At 45.0% G+C, this 17,337-nt stretch carries 15 protein-coding genes; 10 read left to right on the forward strand and 5 right to left on the reverse strand.

The genetic code is table 11. The features are described from left to right. Window positions 1-275: 275 nt before the first annotated feature. From QUA53_RS11370 to QUA53_RS11385, 4 genes are all read right to left on the reverse strand, one after another. Window positions 276-2,486, reverse strand: a complete 2,211-nt coding sequence (locus QUA53_RS11370) for an NHLP family bacteriocin export ABC transporter peptidase/permease/ATPase subunit (protein WP_333097308.1) — start codon at window positions 2,484-2,486, stop codon at window positions 276-278. 229 nt (window positions 2,487-2,715) lie between these two features. Then, window positions 2,716-3,996 carry an NHLP bacteriocin system secretion protein gene (locus QUA53_RS11375; RefSeq protein WP_333097306.1) on the reverse strand — a complete coding sequence of 427 codons (1,281 nt, stop codon included), beginning with the start codon at window positions 3,994-3,996 and terminating at the stop codon, window positions 2,716-2,718. Between the two features lie 96 nt (window positions 3,997-4,092). Beyond that, window positions 4,093-4,503 (reverse strand): biotin/lipoyl-binding protein, encoded by a 411-nt coding sequence (locus QUA53_RS11380; protein ID WP_333097305.1) that lies wholly within the window; start codon window positions 4,501-4,503, stop codon window positions 4,093-4,095. Between the two features lie 1,148 nt (window positions 4,504-5,651). Next, window positions 5,652-5,801 (reverse strand): isochorismate synthase, encoded by a 150-nt coding sequence (locus QUA53_RS11385; protein ID WP_333049849.1) that lies wholly within the window; start codon window positions 5,799-5,801, stop codon window positions 5,652-5,654. Between the two features lie 108 nt (window positions 5,802-5,909). Between QUA53_RS11385 and QUA53_RS11390 the strand changes: the two genes are divergently transcribed. The 8 genes from QUA53_RS11390 (at window position 5,910) to crn3 (ending at window position 12,608) form a co-directional block, all read left to right on the forward strand. Then, complete coding sequence (locus tag QUA53_RS11390) at window positions 5,910-6,104, forward strand: hypothetical protein (protein WP_333097304.1); 195 nt, start codon at window positions 5,910-5,912, stop codon at window positions 6,102-6,104. A 196-nt stretch (window positions 6,105-6,300) separates the two neighbouring features. Beyond that, a complete protein-coding gene (locus QUA53_RS11395) occupies window positions 6,301-7,704 on the forward strand; it encodes a nicotinate phosphoribosyltransferase (RefSeq protein WP_333097303.1) in 1,404 nt (467 codons plus the stop codon). A gap of 87 nt (window positions 7,705-7,791) precedes the next feature. Further along, a complete protein-coding gene (locus tag QUA53_RS11400) occupies window positions 7,792-8,391 on the forward strand; it encodes a nicotinate-nucleotide adenylyltransferase (RefSeq protein WP_333097301.1) in 600 nt (199 codons plus the stop codon). Beyond that, window positions 8,352-9,101, forward strand: coding sequence for an NrtR DNA-binding winged helix domain-containing protein (locus QUA53_RS11405; protein ID WP_333040239.1), 750 nt, complete (start codon window positions 8,352-8,354; stop codon window positions 9,099-9,101). The genes QUA53_RS11400 and QUA53_RS11405 overlap by 40 nt, the downstream gene beginning before the upstream one ends. A gap of 70 nt (window positions 9,102-9,171) precedes the next feature. After that, the gene (locus QUA53_RS11410) at window positions 9,172-9,465 is read left to right on the forward strand and encodes an isochorismate lyase (protein WP_333097299.1); all 294 of its coding nucleotides are present in this window, start codon (window positions 9,172-9,174) and stop codon (window positions 9,463-9,465) included. An 87-nt stretch (window positions 9,466-9,552) separates the two neighbouring features. Continuing rightward, a complete protein-coding gene (locus tag QUA53_RS11415) occupies window positions 9,553-11,283 on the forward strand; it encodes an NAD+ synthase (protein ID WP_333097297.1) in 1,731 nt (576 codons plus the stop codon). A 19-nt stretch (window positions 11,284-11,302) separates the two neighbouring features. Then, window positions 11,303-12,232 carry a DUF192 domain-containing protein gene (locus QUA53_RS11420; protein ID WP_333097295.1) on the forward strand — a complete coding sequence of 310 codons (930 nt, stop codon included), beginning with the start codon at window positions 11,303-11,305 and terminating at the stop codon, window positions 12,230-12,232. Window positions 12,233-12,275: 43 nt separating this feature from the next. Then, on the forward strand, window positions 12,276-12,608 hold the full coding sequence (crn3, locus tag QUA53_RS11425) for a CRISPR-associated ring nuclease Crn3/Csx3 (protein ID WP_333097293.1): 333 nt from the start codon (window positions 12,276-12,278) through the stop codon (window positions 12,606-12,608). Between the two features lie 706 nt (window positions 12,609-13,314). On the opposite strand, the gene QUA53_RS11430 is transcribed toward crn3, so the two are convergent. Next, the gene (locus QUA53_RS11430) at window positions 13,315-14,220 is read right to left on the reverse strand and encodes a LysR substrate-binding domain-containing protein (protein WP_333097292.1); all 906 of its coding nucleotides are present in this window, start codon (window positions 14,218-14,220) and stop codon (window positions 13,315-13,317) included. Between the two features lie 251 nt (window positions 14,221-14,471). Here QUA53_RS11430 and QUA53_RS11435 point away from each other — a divergent pair, with 251 nt between their 5' ends. Continuing rightward, on the forward strand, window positions 14,472-15,368 hold the full coding sequence (locus tag QUA53_RS11435) for an aspartoacylase (protein WP_333097290.1): 897 nt from the start codon (window positions 14,472-14,474) through the stop codon (window positions 15,366-15,368). A 170-nt stretch (window positions 15,369-15,538) separates the two neighbouring features. Continuing rightward, window positions 15,539-17,233, forward strand: a complete 1,695-nt coding sequence (locus QUA53_RS11440) for a S8 family peptidase (protein WP_333097288.1) — start codon at window positions 15,539-15,541, stop codon at window positions 17,231-17,233. Window positions 17,234-17,337: the final 104 nt, after the last annotated feature.

Consider the following 17,337-nt stretch of genomic DNA (forward strand, 5'->3'; position numbering starts at 1 on the left):
AGACTAATGCTTGAGCGTAATTAAGGATGGTTAACATTAACTTATTACATTGTTTATACGTCCTTTTTTTCACATTTGGGCACCAAATGCAAGGGCTAATTGAGAATGGTGCAAGATCTCAGTTTTAACCGACTGAATAGCTAAGACTCTATAGCGAACACTGAATAGCCAAATCAAACCATCGCTCATTTCAGTCCTCTTGAGAGGACTTGCGCTATTAGACAGGGAATTCATTCCCTGGCGGACTGTCGGGCTGGCTACTGTATTTCTGCTATTTATTCTTCATTTCCAACCAAACGAGCATAAGATCCTCCCAGCTTTTGCAACTCCTCATGAGTGCCTCTCTGAACAACTTTCCCCCCTGCTAGCATAATAATTTCATCGCAATCTCGAATCGTGCTCAAACGGTGAGCAACCACAATACAAGAAGTACCGCGACGCCTCAAATTGCGATCGATAATTAACTCTGTTTCAGCATCCAGAGCAGTTGTAGCTTCATCCAGCACCAACACCGCCGGATTTCTTACTAACGCCCTGGCAATTTCCAAACGCTGCCGCTGTCCGCCGCTCATATTTGTCCCCCCTTCATTGAGTTGAGCATCGTATCCTCCCGGCATATTCAAAATAAGTTCGTGAATTGCCGCATCAATGCACGCTTGCACTAAATCTGATTCCGGTACTGTCGGGTCCCAAAGCGTCAGATTTTCCCGAACAGTGCCGGCAAATAGAAATATCTCTTGTTCGACCATTGCCAGCGAATTTGCTAGGATAGAACGGGGAATCAAATTGCGGGGAACCCCGTCAAATAAAATTTCGCCATTCATTGGTTCGTAAAGGCCGGTCACAAGTTTGGCAATAGTAGATTTGCCCGAACCGCTGCCCCCAACTAACGCTACCCGCTGACCGGGTTTTACGGTTAAGTTCAAGTTGTCAATTAGCGGCGCTTCCAAGCGGCTGTAGCCAAAACTAACACCGCGCAATTCAATGCTTCCTTGCAGGTGAAAAGAATCGGGTGCAAGGGCGGCGCGACCGTTTTTACTATTAAAAGAATCGCGGTCTGCTTCTGGATCGATCGGGTTTTGCAGAACGTCATCAAGTCGGTTTAAATCGGCTTCTAATTCTTGCAGAGTGCTGCCAAAATTGACTAGATTGTTGACTGGTCGGAGGAATTGTTGAGTGAGACTTTGATAGGCAATTAACATCCCGATACTCAAACCGCCGTTCATCACCCGCAAGCCCCCGACAACTAAGATAGCAGTTGCAGCTAATGCCGTTAAAAAGGCTGGTAATATTGACAATATTTGAGTGGGCAAAGCCAATTCTTGCTGGGCGTTGCTCATTTTGGCATAGTACCCGGCAAACTTAGAAAATAAATCGAATTCTAAGCCGCTAGCTTTGACAGTTTCAATAGATTGAATGCCTGCAATTGCAGCACCGCCAACCTTACCTGTTTCCTGAGCTAATCTGGTGTTAGCATCGACGCGGCTGCGGGATAAAGATTGCAGTGCCAAAAAGTTTAAGGCTGCAAAAACAGCAGCAACACTGGTCAATACCCAGTCGTACATAACCATAATTATTGCATAGAAAACCATCATCACCGCGTCGATCGCAGTTGCAGCAAGTTTCCCCGATAAAATTTCAGCAACCTTATCATTCACTTGGCAGCGACTGCTAATTTCACCGGCAAACCGCTGGGCGTAAAATCCCACAGGCAAGCGTAAAGTATGCCAGAGAAACTGTCCCGACATCGAAATCGCCAGCTTGTTGGCCAGCCGCCGCAAATAGAAAAGCCGCATCCGCGCTAGCAGCCCTTGAACGACCGCCGCAAACAGCATTCCCAGTATTAAAGGCCGCAGCCACTCGTGACGGTTTTCGACGAGAATTTCATCTACAAAAATTTGGGTAAATGCCGCGCCAGCCAAACGGGGAACAGTCAGTAATAAACCAGCAATTAAACAAAATGCGATCGCCCAACGGGAACTTTGCAATCGGGAATCTAAAGCACTGGCAATATTCGGTTTTTTCCCACCCTTTTTAAACTCAGACCCAGGCTCAAAAGTCAAAACAACGCCAGTATAAGCCGACTTAAATTCTTCTAGGGAAACAGTCCTCGGCCCCGATGCGGGATCGTTGAGATAAACGCGCTTTTTCTTAATCCCCTCAACCACCAAAAAGTGATTGAAATTCCAAAAAACAATAAAAGGTGGCGGTACAGTTTTCAACTCTTCAACAGTTTTTTTAAATCCTTTAGCATCTAAGCCGTAAATTCGGGCTGCTTTGAGGATATTAGAAGCTTTACTGCCATCGCGAGAAACGCCGCACTCGCTCCGCAATTGGGCTAAAGGTACCGGGTGTTCCCAGTAACTCAAAATAATTCCTAAAGCAGCAGCACCGCACTCTACTGCTTCCATTTGTAAGAGGGTGGGAGTACGAACTCGCCTTAAGTTGCGCGGCGTAAAAAACTTGTGAATCCAGGGTATTTTCATCGGCTATAAGGCTGAAGCCCATCCATAATAAATTTTGCTGGTATTCGAGTCTCGATCCCCCTAAATTCCCCTGGTTGTTGGGGGACTTTGACTGCTCTTGTTCCCCCTTTGTTAAGGGGGGTTAGGGGGGATAGAGACTTAGATATAAACAAGAGAAACGGTCGGTGTAACGTATTTGTTGTCAGCAATTATCTCTCCATGGGGACGAAAAAAAATTGACTCATAACAGTTAGTAAACCCCAGTCAAAGACCGAAAAATAGGAATCACGTAAGAAATCGGTGCTAACTGCCCGATTTGAACCCGAACTAGCGCCGTAGTACCGGGGGAAATCTTGAGAGGAGGCCCGTTCGAGGAAGACCATTTATAACCGCTGATAGTGTTCGGATCTTGTTGCAATTCCACAAAGATTTGCACGGGAGCACCGCCGCCAGCGATGCTTTTGGCGATGCTGTCAGCCAAATTTTCATTGCCAATAATTGCCGACATATCTTGATTAGTAACTGGAAAAGGAGAAACTTGGGTTACTTTGCCGACAATGCCACCGTAGCGTTCTCGCTTGACGACGCTAGGGGTAACTTGTACGGTCATTCCCGGTTTAATTTGCTTACCGTCTCTGTCAGCAAAATAGACAAGACTGACCATTTTTTCGCGAGAATTCTCAGATTCAACTGTCCCGATTCTTGTACCGATGTTCAGCATTTGACCTGCAACGGCGCTAACTTCTAAAACGCGGCCGTCGTATTGGCTGGTAATTTTGCTGTCGGCCGTCAACTGATTCTGCAAGTGGGCAATCTTGCGTTTAACTTCCTGAATTTGATTTGTTTGGGCGATCGACTTCTCTAAATCTTGTTGAGCTAGTTTGACCGCTTGGGTTTCCATGTCTTTAATCTTAGTTTTGATTTCGTCAATTTTGTTAAGGTTTTGCAGGTACTCCCGTTCGGTGTTACTTTTCTGAACTTTAAGTTCTTGGAGATTGTTTTTAATTTCGTTAAGGCGGTTGAGATTTTGCAGGTACTCTCGTTCGGTATTGGTAGCTTCTACCTTGAGTTGCTGCCGGCTGTTTTTGAGGTCGTCAATTTTATTGAGATTTTGCAGGAATTCGCGATCGCTATTGGTTTTCTGAACGTCGAGTTCCTTTAACTGCGTTTCAATATCCGCCAGTTGCATCTGAGAGTCCGCGAATTCCTGTCTAGCTTGCAGCATTACATCCTCGCTGATCGCCCTTTCTTGTTCGTAAAGAACGCGACGAGTTTCAAACCGCTGCTGCAAAGTTTCCACCAAAGAAGTGATGTGCTGTTTTCGCTGCAAAAGACTGTCGCGTTTTTTGGCGATCGCGGCCAGAGTTTGCTGCCGCAATATCGGCGCAACTTGTTCCCGCCGCAAACTTTCTTCCAAACTTTGGCGTTTTTCTGCTAATGCTGTCAGAGTTTGCTGCCGCAGTACCGGCGCAATTTGTTCTCGACGCAAACTTTCTTCCAAACTTTGGCGTTTTTCCTCTAATGCCACCATACTTTGCTGGTGCAATAGCGGTGCAACTGACTCTCTATTTAAGCTTTCTTGAAGGTCTTTCTTCTGTTGTTCTAAGGTTTTTAATTCCAGGGCAGTCTACTGTTTTTGCAGCTTATTAGTATCTTGTTTTTGCCCTTGCAGTTCAGCTAATTTCGCTGTTTCTTGCTCTAACTGCTGCTTGAGGTCGAGTTTATTAATTCTGCCGATTTCCTGACCCCGTTTAACAACATCTCCAGGCTTGATATTCAGCTTTACCAATTGACCGGAACTAGCAGCTTGAAATTGCACGACTCGGCGGGGCAGAAGCAACACGCCTTGACCGGAAACAGTCAGCGGAATTCGCCCGATCGCACTCCAAACCCCCGCAGCCGCAACTAAACAGCCAATTGCAGTTAGTGGCAGCCACGATCGAGGACTAACCACCTGCATCATTTCGTCGAGGCGTTCCGGTGAAGATAAGCGATCGATCGCTTCGGTAGTGAAAAGTTTGTTTTGTTTTACCTGCATCAGCTATTCCTTTCGAGAGTGCGATCGCGCTGTCAGCAGGGGTGTATTTGAAGGGAAAATTCTTTGCAAGTCAATGGAGGCACAAACAATTTCCCAACAAACGTTCAAAGCTTCCGTCCAATTACTTGAATCTTCTCACTCCTGTTTGCAGCTTGCCTGTAAAATCACTTTACGACAATTAACCCTCGTAAGACCTAACTAACAGTAGAGTTTTCAGCTAACAAAAAGACCAGCTTGCAGCCCATCTGCCGACGGGGGAATGACCCGAACTTTCGGCTAGGTATCGCCCGCAGCCAGTGTCTACACATTGGCCACCAGTTAAGTTAAAAACACTTTTGTCAATGAGTAGAATTACTCTAAGCTATCGAAGTAGCAACTTAAAATGTGGTGCGGTTTGTTCAAGGAGGTTGCAAGAAACACTGTTCAGGACTTCGCCCAGTAGCAGAAAAAGGGGAAACAATTAGCCGATTTTTAGGTTTTTGCGATCGCTGGACTATTCTTAAATCCAGATTTTGGGGTTCAGCAAAATACTCAACTTGGTCTAAAGCTAATACTTTTTGTTTAGCTATTATATAAAAATGATAAATCCCTCAATCAATCATCTCTAAAGCAATCGGCTCCAATGAAATTTCTAATTCCTCCCTCTGCAACTACATCTCCTATAGTAATCCTAAATCATTTGTGAATTTCTTACTCCCTCCCCTTAGTATAGTAAGGGGAGGGTTGGGGTGGAGTAAAAAGTTTACGACTCCTGCAAGGATTTCTATATTAAGGGTGCTAGTTTTGTTTTTGATAAGATGACTGAAGCAACCCTAGTGTAACAAAAGGTTCTAGTTTTGCTTGGTGTTTCTCTAATTTATACGCAGTAAACCGGGGGCGAAAATCTTTATTTCAAAAGCTTACTCTACACTGAATCTGCCTTTTGTCAATTGGGGAAGTTTAGTGTAATTGGTGATTGGTAATTGTAGGTGGGGTAGAACGAAGGGAAACCCCACCTACAATTACTATTAACAGTCAGCAGTCAACAGTCAACAGTCAACAGTCAACAGTCAACAGTCAACAGTCAACAGTCAACAATTAATTGTTAACTGTTGACTGTTAAAGGGAATGCCTGTGCCGAACTCGCTAGAAAATGCCTGAATGGCTGTTCATTCTCTCGATTTAGAACTTTTGGAGAGCTTACCCTCAAAAGGTTGAACTCCACTATTTGGATAGTTGTCATCGCTGGGGCTAAAAATCCGCACCGCTGCTTCCGAGACGTAACGCATCGCGTTTGCCAAAGATTTAGAAAGATTCATAGAATCTGCCTCTCTTGTCTGGGTTCTGATACTTTTAATATTACTCTGATTTTTGGGCGGTGGATGAGTTTAGCAATATTTATTTGAATTACTTATTGGTCTGCAACATTGAAGCAAGCTGAAGGTTTAAGAAATTACGTATTGTTGGACGATCGACCTTTTGCTGGTAGATTTTTCCTTGCTCAACTCAATCAGTGGCGATCGCCATCCCGACGCTCAGAAACCCGGTTTTCTACATATTTCCAAGGGCTGGAACCAAATATGTTCGTAAAAAATCGGGAACGCTTGAGTGTTTGTGCTTAATTCCTGAGTTTGTTAAAGTAAGTATTTATATTGATTTTACCATAATATTAATGTATCAATTAACCTAAATCCGTTATTAAAGGGCATAATCAGCGAATTTATTCCACAATATTTGCAATCTTTATCAAAATTTTACAAACAGATATGGTATTATTCACTATAATTTAAAAAAAGAAGTTTGTCCGGGGTTTTTCTTATGGAAACTGCGACAGAAAGCCTGCAGCTCACAGGTTTTGAAGAAATATTAGAAGACCGGGAACTGACGGTTTCTTCAGCAGATTACAGCCTTTTGACCGATCTCTACCAGCTAACGATGGCCGCTTGTTACGTCGGGGAAGGACTCGACGGGCGGGCATCGAGTTTTGAGTTGTTCGCGCGCAGGCTGCCAGAGGGTTTTGGCTACGCGATCGCGATGGGTTTGGCTCAAGTTATCGATTATTTGGAAAAATTTCGGTTTTCGCCGGCGCAAATTCAGGCTTTGCACTCCACTGGGATTTTTGCAGGTGCCCCGGAGCGATTTTGGACTTTACTCGCCACAGCCCGTTTTACTGGCGATGTTTGGGCGGTGCCGGAGGGGACGGCGGTGTTTGCCAATGAGCCACTGCTGCGAATTGAGGCTCCTCTGTGGCAGGCTCAGTTAGTGGAAACTTATTTATTGAATGCCATAAATTATCAAACTTTGATTGCGACGCGGGCAGCGCGGCTGCGGGATGTGGCGGGCCCGGAGGCTATGTTGCTGGAATTCGGGACGCGCAGGGCTTTTGGGCCTCAAGCTGCTGTTTGGGCGGCTAGGGCTGCCCTGGCTGCGGGATTCGACGGAACTTCTAATGTTTTGGCTGCTTTGAAGTTGGGCCGCAAGCCTGTCGGTACGATCGCCCATGCTTTGGTAATGGCTGTGGCTGCCCTCGAAGGCAGCGAGAATCAGGCGTTTGCAGCTTTTCACCGCTATTTTCCGGGGGCGCCGCTGCTGATCGATACTTACGATACTGTGGCGGCGGCGCGGATGTTGGCCGATCGAGTCAACAGCGGTGAAATGCAGTTGGAAGGCGTGCGGCTCGATTCCGGCGATTTGGCGCTGCTGTCTCGGGAAGTTCGATCGATCCTTCCGGGCGTTCCAATTTTTGCTAGTGGCGATTTGGACGATCGAGAAATTGCTAAATTAAAAAGTAGCGGTGCTTGCATTGACGGTTACGGTTTGGGAACCAAGTTGGTCAGCGGTTCCCCTGTGAACGGTGTTTATAAGTTGGTGGAAATTGACGGAATTCCGGTGATGAAAGAGGCAAGCGGCAAGGTAACATATCCAGGAAGAAAGCAAATTTTTAGACAGATTGAAAATGGGCAAATTCTCGGAGATTGTTTGGGATTGTCGGGAGAAAATATTCACAATTGCGATTCTTACTTACCATTAATGAAGTTGGTTGTCAAGGATGGCAAACGAGTCCAGAACCCGGAAAGTTTGGAGGAGATCGCCAAACGCACTGCTGCTTCAGTCGCCAGTCTTCGACCCGAAACTCGCCAACTTGACAACCCGATTTCGCCGTCAGTGGAAATTTCTACCGATTTGCAGAGTCTCACCCAAAAAACGAAAAAGAGTCAGTAGTCATTAGTCATTAGTCATAAATCAACGCCGTCAACAGTCAACAGTCAACTATTCCCCATTAACTATTAACAATATTACCGATTCCCTATGCAGAAAATTGCTCTTTTTGGAACCAGTGCCGATCCGCCCACAGCAGGACATAAAACAATTCTGAGTTGGCTTTCGCAACATTTTGACTGGGTAGCAGTTTGGGCGTCGGACAATCCTTTTAAGTCGCACCAAACTTCTCTAGAACACCGATCGGCAATGCTGCTGTTAATGATTCAAGAAATTAATTCGCCGAGACACAATCTTTGCTTGCATCCAGAGCTCAGCAGTCCAAGGACTCTAGAAACTGTGGAACAAGCAAGATTGCTGTGGCCGGATGCAGATTTGACACTGGTAATAGGTTCCGACTTGGTGGGGCAACTGTCTCGCTGGTACAAATTTGAACAATTGTTAAAAGAAGTGGACTTGCTGATAGTACCGCGACCCGGTTATCCATCAGAGCAATTAGATTTGTGGCAGTTGAGGCGCATGGGTGCAGACGTGGCGATCGCATCTTTGAGTGCTCCCAATGTTTCTTCTACTTCCTATCGGGAAACAGGAGACAGGGAAGCTCTGACTCCGACCATCGAAGATTACATCCATAGGGAGCATTTGTACGCATGGCACGAGGCACAAAAAAGAGCGAGGGTTGCTCATTAGCTGACTTTAAAGTAGGAGTAGATAATGTTATTTTTTCCGTCGATACCGTGCAGAACCGCTTGTTGGTGCTGTTGGTAATGCGGCAAGACGAACCGTTTATCGATTCTTGGAGTCTTCCCGGTACTTTGGTGCGTCAGGGCGAGTCTCTTGAAAATGCGGCTTACCGAATTTTGTCTGAGAAAATTCGGGTAAAAAATTTGTATTTGGAGCAATTGTATACTTTCGGAGAACCGGGCCGCGATCCTCGGGAAGTTACCAGGGGCGATCGTTATCTTTCGGTTAGTTATTTTGCTTTGGTTCGCTTTGAGGAAGCTGAGTTAATTGCTGGGAGTGTAGTGGCGGGTGTGGGCCACCGCGTCGGCGGTATTGCTTGGTATCCCGTGCAACAAGTTCCTAAGCTGGCCTTCGATCACAATCAAATTCTCGAATACGGATATCGACGACTGCGTAACAAACTTGAATACAGCCCGGTAGCTTTTGAAGTTTTGCCGGAACTTTTTACTTTGAGCGATTTGTATCAACTTTATACAACTATTTTGGGGGAAAATTTTTCTGATTATTCTAATTTTAGAGCTCGATTGTTGAAATTGGGTTTTTTGTGCGATACCGGTGTTAAGGTTTCGCGCGGGGCGGGCCGCCCTGCTAGTTTGTACCGCTTTGATGCGGCCGCTTTTGCTCCTTTCAAAAATAAGCCGCTGGTGTTTATCTAGCTGTTCCTTAGATGACATTCTGGGATCAATTTAGTAACATTAGAATAGAAGCTATTAAGGAGTGCAGACGATGAAAGACCCTGATGAATGCGCTAATATTCACGAAGTTCGGGAGGAAATTGATATTATCGATCGAGAAGTGATCGAGGCTTTGAGCAAGAGATTTCAATACGTCATCGCGGCAGCAAGGTTCAAAACGAGTGAAGCTAGTGTTCGATCGTTCGATCGCTTTCACGATATGTTACAGCAGCGGCGCGAGTGGGCTCAACAATCGGGTTTGAATCCTGATGTGGTAGAAAATATTTACCGGGATTTGGTAAATTATTATATTGAGGAAGAGTTGAAACATTACAAATCTGAGTAATCTTTCGCTACATTCAAATCTAGGACTATAGGAAAGTGAGTCCGCCCGGGCGGACTGTTAGCAATATTTATTAAGTGATTTGGTGATATGAAAATTGCGATCGCACAACTCAATCCTACTATTGGTGATATCTTGGGCAACTCCAACCTAATTCTGGAGGCTGCGAAAAAAGCTGAGGTTGAGGGCGCAAACTTATTGCTAACACCGGAACTTTCCCTGATCGGTTATCCGCCGCGCGATTTGTTAATTAATCCGAGTTTCATTGCAGATGCAGGTGCACAGTTGCAGCAACTGGCGCAAGCTTTGCCACGAAAGTTGGCAGTTATAGTAGGCACAGCCTTACCTAATGCTAAGGCTGTTAAACTCGGCGGAAAATCATTGTTTAATAGCGCTGTTTTGTTGCAAAATGGCGTTGTCAAACAAGTTTTTCATAAACGCTTGTTGCCTACTTATGATGTATTTGATGAAGATAGATATTTTGAACCTGGAGAAAACAGCAATTACTTTTCTATTGGCGAAGTCAAAATTGGCGTGACAATTTGTGAAGATTTGTGGAACAATGAGGAATTTTGGGGTAAACGCAGTTACGCAGGCGATCCTGTTTCCGATCTGGCAAAATTGGGGGTAGATTTAGTGGTGAATTTGTCGGCATCGCCTTACTGTGCGGGGAAGCGGGGAGTGCGATCGGCGATGTTACAGCACAGCGTCATCCGCTGCGGGATACCGATTATTTACGCTAATCAGGTAGGGGGAAATGACGATATTATTTTTGACGGCAGCAGTTTTGCTGTGAATCGAAAGGGTGATTTGATTCAGGTATTAGCTTCTTTTGAAACGGATTTTGCGGTGCTGGAATATGACGCCGCTAAACAAGATTTAGTTGGCAGCAATCAGCCAAGTGCAGCAGGAAGTGAGGCTGCGCCGTTGAGTTTTCATCCGGCAGAAGGAGATGCAGAAATTTGGGCTGCTTTGGTTTTAGGAGTGCGAGATTATGTCCGCAAGTGCGGTTTTTCTAAGGTTGTACTCGGTTTGAGTGGCGGGATAGATTCGGCTTTGGTGGCGGCGATCGCCAGTTGCGCGATCGGGCCCGAAAATGTTCTAGGGGTGCTGATGCCTTCTCCCTACAGTTCCGATCATTCGGTTAATGATGCTTTGGAATTAGCCCGCAATCTGGGCATCGCGATCGAACTATTGTCGATCGGCGATTTGATGAAAACTTACGATCGCACTCTCGCCGATTTGTTTATCAATACAACTTTCGGGATTGCTGAGGAAAATATTCAATCACGGATTCGAGGCAATCTGTTGATGGCAATTTCTAATAAGTTCGGACATTTGCTGCTTTCGACTGGGAATAAGTCTGAAATGGCGGTGGGTTACTGTACTCTCTACGGCGATATGAATGGGGGATTGGCGGTGATTTCTGATGTCCCGAAAACTCGCGTGTATTCGCTTTGTCGGTGGCTGAATTCTGGGAGTGATAAAATTAAAAATCAGGCTGACTTGGGAAAGGCAATTATTCCGGTTAATATTATTACTAAGCCGCCGAGTGCTGAACTGAAACCTGGTCAAATAGACCAAGATTCTTTGCCGGATTACGATGTTTTGGATGACATCTTGCAGCGGTTGATAGAAAATCATGAATCAGCGCAACAAATTGTGGCTGCGGGACACGATGAAGCCGTGGTTAAACGTGTAGTAAAATTAGTGAGGCAAGCGGAGTTTAAACGGCGGCAAGCAGCCCCGGGTTTGAAAATTAGCGATCGAGCTTTTGGTACCGGTTGGCGGATGCCGATCGCCAAATCTTCATTTTATTAAACGCATCATTAAACGCAAAATGGTTAACATCGACGGTAGTTTCGGCTTCGATTTTCTTCTGGGAACTCTCAGCAACGATACGATTAGAGGATTTGCGGGTAATGATACTGTTCAAGGTTTGGGGGGAAACGACCGGATTTTTGGCGATCGGGAAAATGATTTGCTGGCAGGAAATGAAGGCGCTGATACGCTGTCTGGCGGTCAGGGAAGCGATACCATCTATGGAGGACAAGAGTCGGATTGGATATTTGGCGATCGGGGTAACGATTTGCTAATAGGCGGCGAAGGCGGGGATATCTTGACAGGAGGCGGGGGGGAGGATTTATTTGTGATTGAAATAACCTCCGCCGCATCTACTATTACTGAAGCCGATATAATTACAGATTTTGGCAACGGCAATGATAAAATTGTCTTGACAGAAGGCATGAAGTTTAGCGATTTAGAGCTTTCTGTTTCTGACAACCAAACTATTATGAAAGATAAAGATTCTGGCAAATATTTAGGAGTTGTTTCGGGAAATTCTAATCTGACTGAATCCAACTTTATTTCGCTGTTTGGCGGGATAGATAGGGGTCAGCTTTTGCCAATTTCGGTTAACACGATTATAGCCGATCGCGCGATCGGACTGGAAGTGGCGCAAACTCCCCAAGAGCAAGCCACAGGTTTAATGTTTCGGACAGAATTGCCAGACGACAGAGGAATGTTTTTCCCGATCGAACCCGCGCGAAACGTGCGTTTTTGGATGAAAAACGTGTTGATTGAGCTCGATATGGTTTTTCTGCGGGAAGGCGTAGTGCAGGCGATAATTCCTAACGTACCGCCGTGTTTGAGCGAAACCTGCCCCAACTACGGCCCGGATGTTCCCGTTGACGGAGTTATTGAACTCAGAGGCGGAAGGGCGGCCCAATTGGGACTCAAAGTTGGCGATCGGATTCCCAATTTACCCTAAAAGGTATATGATTTTATCGCAGCCTTCAACATTTGTGCATCCAATGAATCCTATTGAATTAAAAATAATCCCCCATCAAACTCAAGACAGTTTAGCTTACCAACATTTGCGATTGCGTATTACAACTCAAGACGGTATCATCACGCCAAATGATTTACAAGGTTTGAAACTTCCTCAACACGTTCAATTGAGCCAAGGAATTGTCATTGAAGGTAGAGGAGCAATTTGGCTTTACGGGTATTTAGTACACGAATGTCATCCTGCGGCTTGGGTTGGATGTTACGATCCGCGATTAGAAGGTGCCGTGGTAGTAGCGACGCACAAGCACGAGGTATCAGTTGGACAGGTATTAAAATTGAGTTTACCGAGCGATTAAGACTCTCCGTAGCGGGTGTAGCGGCTTTGGTTTTGAATGCCAATCCGAATCTTACTCCGGCCCAAGTTGAGTATATCTTCACGACAACAGCCAACCCAAATGGGATAATAGCCTAGAAAAAATAGGCAGCCACTATTCAGAAACATTAGTCGATCGCCATACAACCGCGCAAATCTGTTTTGTCCGAACCTCCGCGCGGATGGCATGTGGATGCAATCCAGCAATGGCAAATATTGATTGACTTCGCAGTTAGAAGTTTGGCATAAACTCGGCGGTTCTAGTTGTCGAACTTGTGAAGGTTAAATTCAAAATTTTAGCAAGCAAGTAGGATGGAACATGAGCTCGCAAGTAAGTCCTATACCAAGGGAGTTTCCAGGCTAGTATCCAACAGTTGCTGCATGAATTTGGCAAAGTTATGTTGACAGCGATAAAAGCATAACTAGGTACAGTCTTTTTGCTGGCGCGCAGACATGACAAGCGTGGAGAGTTACAAAAATTAATCTGTTTTCTACTTTCGCTTGCGGCAAATAACAGTTAATACCGCATATTCCAGGTTCATGAACTAGAGTAGCAGCTATATTGTGTGGTGTTAATCTGTAGGGTGCGAATCTGCGAGATATTCGATAAAACTTGCAGATTGTTGATGGCAACGCACCTTACTTGCTGGACTTTTCAATGCTTTTTACCTATGCCTGTTTCTCACAAATCATTTAGGATTGCTATAAATTGAGAGGGGTTTAATAATATTGAGGAATTGCTGCAAAATGGTGGACGAATGATTAGGCCGCCAAACAGCAGTTAATTGAGTGGTTGTCGTTTGTTCCTGAATCTGACGATAGACCACTCCTTCGCGTTGAATATTCTGTACGTGAGATGGCAGAATGCTGATACCTGTTTCGCCTGCGACTAATCCCAAAATTGTGACCATAAAGACGGCTGTTTGAGCAACTTTAGGAACAAACCCTGCTTGCGAACATACATGGTAAATTTCCTCAGATAAGCCAGCCACAATCTGATGAAGGGGCATTACAAATTCTTGATCCTTTAGGTCGGAAAGCGAAATTTTGGATTGGGCTGTAAGCGGATGGTTTTTGGGTAAAACGACGACAAGTGGTTCTTGCGTGAGAGACATCGTTTCTAAATCATTGGCTTCAGAAATATCGTGGTAGAGATAAAGAAAAATGATATCAGTCTGGCGATCGCGCAACCTCTGAATTAAGAAAGCACTGTGTTCTTCCTGCAAAATCAGTTGTACCTCTGGATATTGCTGTCGAAAATTTCGCAGAATCTCTGGAAAGACACCATTCGCAATCGAACTGGGAAAACCCACCGTCAAATAACCCAATTCACCCTGATCGATGCGCTGGGTTTTATGTACCGCTTGTTCTAACTGTACCAAAGTTGCGCGAGCTTCTTCTAAAAACGCTTGTCCTGCTGGGGTTAGCTGAATCGGGTGACTTTTGCGATCGAATAGCTTCACACCCAGTTCAGCCTCTAAATCTTTAATTTGTTGACTTAGGGGGGGTTGGGCAATGTGCAATCGCTTGGCGGCGCGACTAAAGCTCAGTTCGTCTGCCACTGCAATGAAGTAACGAAGATGGCGAAGTTCCATAGGTTATACGATTTTAGATTTTAGATTTTAGATTTGAACGATTGGGAATGAATGATTACTATGATGGTTTGGAGCAAGGGCCTACAGTTACATTCTCTTTTGTAACGGGGATTAAATACTATATTTTTTAAGTATATTTTTATATAAAAAATAGTATTTGACATATAGAACTAACTTCTTTATCTTGAAAGTAATAGTTATAAGTTTCGGCACGAAATACCCATTTAAGTATTGCTTAATGAGGATTATTCATGATTTCGCAAGTAATTCGACGAGTTGCAGTTGTAGGAGGAACCCACGGAAACGAGTTGACTGGGGTTTATCTGATTAAGAGGTTTCAACAATTCCCAGACTTACTGAAACGATCGAGCTTTGAGGTGGTTACTCTATTAGCTAATCCTCAAGCGGTAAAGTCCAATCGGCGTTATGTCGATCGCGATTTGAACCGTTGCTTTGCCGAGGAAGATTTGTCTAACCCAGATTTGATGGGTTACGAGAACAGACGTGCTAAAGAAATCTCCGCCCAACTATGTCCGAAAGACGAACATGGGGCTGATGCGATCGTTGACCTTCACAGCACAACGGCCAACATGGGGCTGACAATTTTACCATCTAGCAAACATCCATTCAATTTGCAATTATTAGCTTATTTGAGTGAGATCGAGCCCTCACTGCGAGTTTGTGTGGGAGAGCATTCTGGTGAGGATGCCCCAATGCTTCGATCGCTGTCTGCTTTCGGTGGCACCGTAGAAGTTGGGCCCATCGCCCAGGGAGTCGTCAATGCCCATCAGCTTCAGCAAACCGAAATGCTGGTTCACGCCATTCTGGATTATCTCGACGCACAAAATCGGGGAAAGCCGCTTCCTATACCATCACATTTAACTTTATATCAGGCGATCGGCTCAGTAGACTATCCCAGAAATTCAGTAGGTGAACTGCAAGCTGCGATCCATCCCCAACTTCAGTTCAAAGACTATGAACCCTTACATCCCGGTGAACCGATGTTTCTCACATTTGCGGGAGAATCACTCCCCTATCAAGGAGAATCCACTGTTTTCCCTGTATTCATTAACGAAGCTGCCTATTACGAAAAACACATAGCGATGGTTTTGACGCAAAAACAACAGCTTCAGCTTGAAACGGCATAACTTGCCGAAAAATATGACTTTTATGAAATTAGGGTTATGACTTTTATGAAATCAAGCAATGAATTTATGAATAGACTTATCATCTCGCCGATGGAAGAATGTTAATTAATTTAAAATCAAGCATTGTCTCCCGTCAACAAAAGTGAATCTCAAATTATCGGAGCCAATTTATGGAAAGTACGCTCGGTCTACTTGCAATCGATCGCGAACAGCAGCTCACACCAGCATTAACAACCTTTGGTAATAGCGGTCAGCTTAATTTTTTCACTGCCTCCAGTCAATTTAACGGTAGCGTTCCCGGCAACGGCTTTGACGCTGATAATTTGACAGGGATCGGCACCAACGAACCACAACAAATAGCAAATTTTATAGTATCTCAAAATAGCGAGATTTTCAGTTACTCAGGCAGCGATCGAGCCACTAGCAGTACATCTCCAGTTCAACAAAAATCGAATTCAGAAGCCATGACTGCCGGCACAGATCCGCTAACCGGAATGAGAACGCCTTCTCAGTTGGATTTATCAGACCCAGGCAACTCCTTAGCCACTGCACGCAATATTGGTGTTGCTGATAACAATCGCCTCACCTTCAATGATTTTGTCGGAGTTGACGATAACGAGGATTATTATCGCTTTACTATTAACAACAATAGCGATGTAAGCTTGCGTATCGATGTTTTGAATGGAGCAGGAATCGAGTTTATTCAAGATAAGAATCGCAACGGCGAGGCTGATTATGATGAACTTCTTGGCAGCGATTATGCCTCACCCGGTGCATCCGGCGAGATAAATTTCTTCAACCTGACTCCTGGAGATTACTATGTCGCAGTTTATAGTTACTTTGACTATAAGAATTACAACCTGAATCTGGCTGCAACGCCTGGTACTGGTTTTAGCAGCAATTACGGATACGGTTTAGTGGATGCAAATGCAGCAGTAGCCGGCACTTTTAACAGTCCAGTTAAGTTCCCCGAAGTTCCTAATTTGGGCGGGAATGATTGGGCAAGAGACATGGTAAATGCGCCGGAAGTTTGGCAGGGCGGAATTACCGGAAATGGGATTGTTGTAGCTGTCGTCGATACCGGCGTTGACTACACCCATCTCGATTTAGATGCCAATATTTGGCAGAATGCGGATGAGATTCCCAATAACCGAATTGACGACGATCGCAACGGATATATTGATGATATTCGGGGTTGGGATTTTGCGTCTGGTGATAACAACCCGATGGACGAGAAGTTTTTAAGAAATGGTCAGCTTTTCGGTCACGGGACTCACGTAGCAGGTGCGATCGCGGCCGAACGCAATGGTTTTCAAATCACAGGAGTTGCCCCGAATTCCAAGATTATGCCTGTGAGAGTTTTGCCGACAGTTGGTTTCGGTAATCCGATTAATATTGCTGCTGGAATTCGCTATGCTGCTGATAATGGAGCTAATGTAATTAACTATAGTGCGGGCGGCTGGTTTCCTAGCAGGGAAATTGATGACGCAATTAAGTATGCAACAGACAAAGGAGTTGTTGTCGTCATGTCAGCAGGAAATGATGGTTTTAGCGAACCAGGTTATCCAGCTAGATATGCCGATCGCTTCGGAATTGCTGTGGGAGGAATTGATATAAATGGCAGGATGGATCAATTATTTAACCGTGCAGGTTCCCGACCTTTGGATTACGTAGTTGCACCGGGAGTAGATATCTTTTCTACAACTCCCGATAACACCTACAAAACCTACAGCGGCACATCGATGGCAGCCCCTCACGTAGCGGGTGTAGCGGCTTTAGTTTTGAATGCCAATCCGAATCTAACTCCGGCTCAAGTTGAGCAAATTTTGACTTCAACAGCCAACCCAAATGAGATAATAGCCTAGAAAAAATAGGCAGCAACTATTCAGAAACATTAGTCGATCGCCCTACAACCGCGCGAATCTGTTTTGTCAGAAGCTTGGGGCGATCGACAAAACACTCGTAAATT

Origin of the sequence: Microcoleus sp. Pol12B3 (genome assembly GCF_036701355.1) — a bacterium.
Taxonomy (GTDB): domain Bacteria; phylum Cyanobacteriota; class Cyanobacteriia; order Cyanobacteriales; family Microcoleaceae; genus Microcoleus.

Excerpts from the sequence above, each read along its gene's own strand:
- QUA53_RS11370 (WP_333097308.1), bottom strand. The coding sequence starts at position 2,486 with ATGAAAATACCCTGGATTCACAAGTTTTTTACGCCGCGCAACTTAAGG.
- QUA53_RS11375 (WP_333097306.1), bottom strand. The coding sequence starts at position 3,996 with ATGGTGGCATTAGAGGAAAAACGCCAAAGTTTGGAAGAAAGTTTGCGT.
- QUA53_RS11380 (WP_333097305.1), bottom strand. The coding sequence starts at position 4,503 with ATGCAGGTAAAACAAAACAAACTTTTCACTACCGAAGCGATCGATCGC.
- QUA53_RS11385 (WP_333049849.1), bottom strand. The coding sequence starts at position 5,801 with ATGAATCTTTCTAAATCTTTGGCAAACGCGATGCGTTACGTCTCGGAA.
- QUA53_RS11395 (WP_333097303.1), top strand. The coding sequence starts at position 6,301 with ATGGAAACTGCGACAGAAAGCCTGCAGCTCACAGGTTTTGAAGAAATA.
- QUA53_RS11400 (WP_333097301.1), top strand. The coding sequence starts at position 7,792 with ATGCAGAAAATTGCTCTTTTTGGAACCAGTGCCGATCCGCCCACAGCA.
- QUA53_RS11405 (WP_333040239.1), top strand. The coding sequence starts at position 8,352 with ATGGCACGAGGCACAAAAAAGAGCGAGGGTTGCTCATTAGCTGACTTT.
- QUA53_RS11410 (WP_333097299.1), top strand. The coding sequence starts at position 9,172 with ATGAAAGACCCTGATGAATGCGCTAATATTCACGAAGTTCGGGAGGAA.
- QUA53_RS11415 (WP_333097297.1), top strand. The coding sequence starts at position 9,553 with ATGAAAATTGCGATCGCACAACTCAATCCTACTATTGGTGATATCTTG.
- QUA53_RS11420 (WP_333097295.1), top strand. The coding sequence starts at position 11,303 with ATGGTTAACATCGACGGTAGTTTCGGCTTCGATTTTCTTCTGGGAACT.
- crn3 (WP_333097293.1), top strand. The coding sequence starts at position 12,276 with ATGAATCCTATTGAATTAAAAATAATCCCCCATCAAACTCAAGACAGT.
- QUA53_RS11430 (WP_333097292.1), bottom strand. The coding sequence starts at position 14,220 with ATGGAACTTCGCCATCTTCGTTACTTCATTGCAGTGGCAGACGAACTG.
- QUA53_RS11435 (WP_333097290.1), top strand. The coding sequence starts at position 14,472 with ATGATTTCGCAAGTAATTCGACGAGTTGCAGTTGTAGGAGGAACCCAC.
- QUA53_RS11440 (WP_333097288.1), top strand. The coding sequence starts at position 15,539 with ATGGAAAGTACGCTCGGTCTACTTGCAATCGATCGCGAACAGCAGCTC.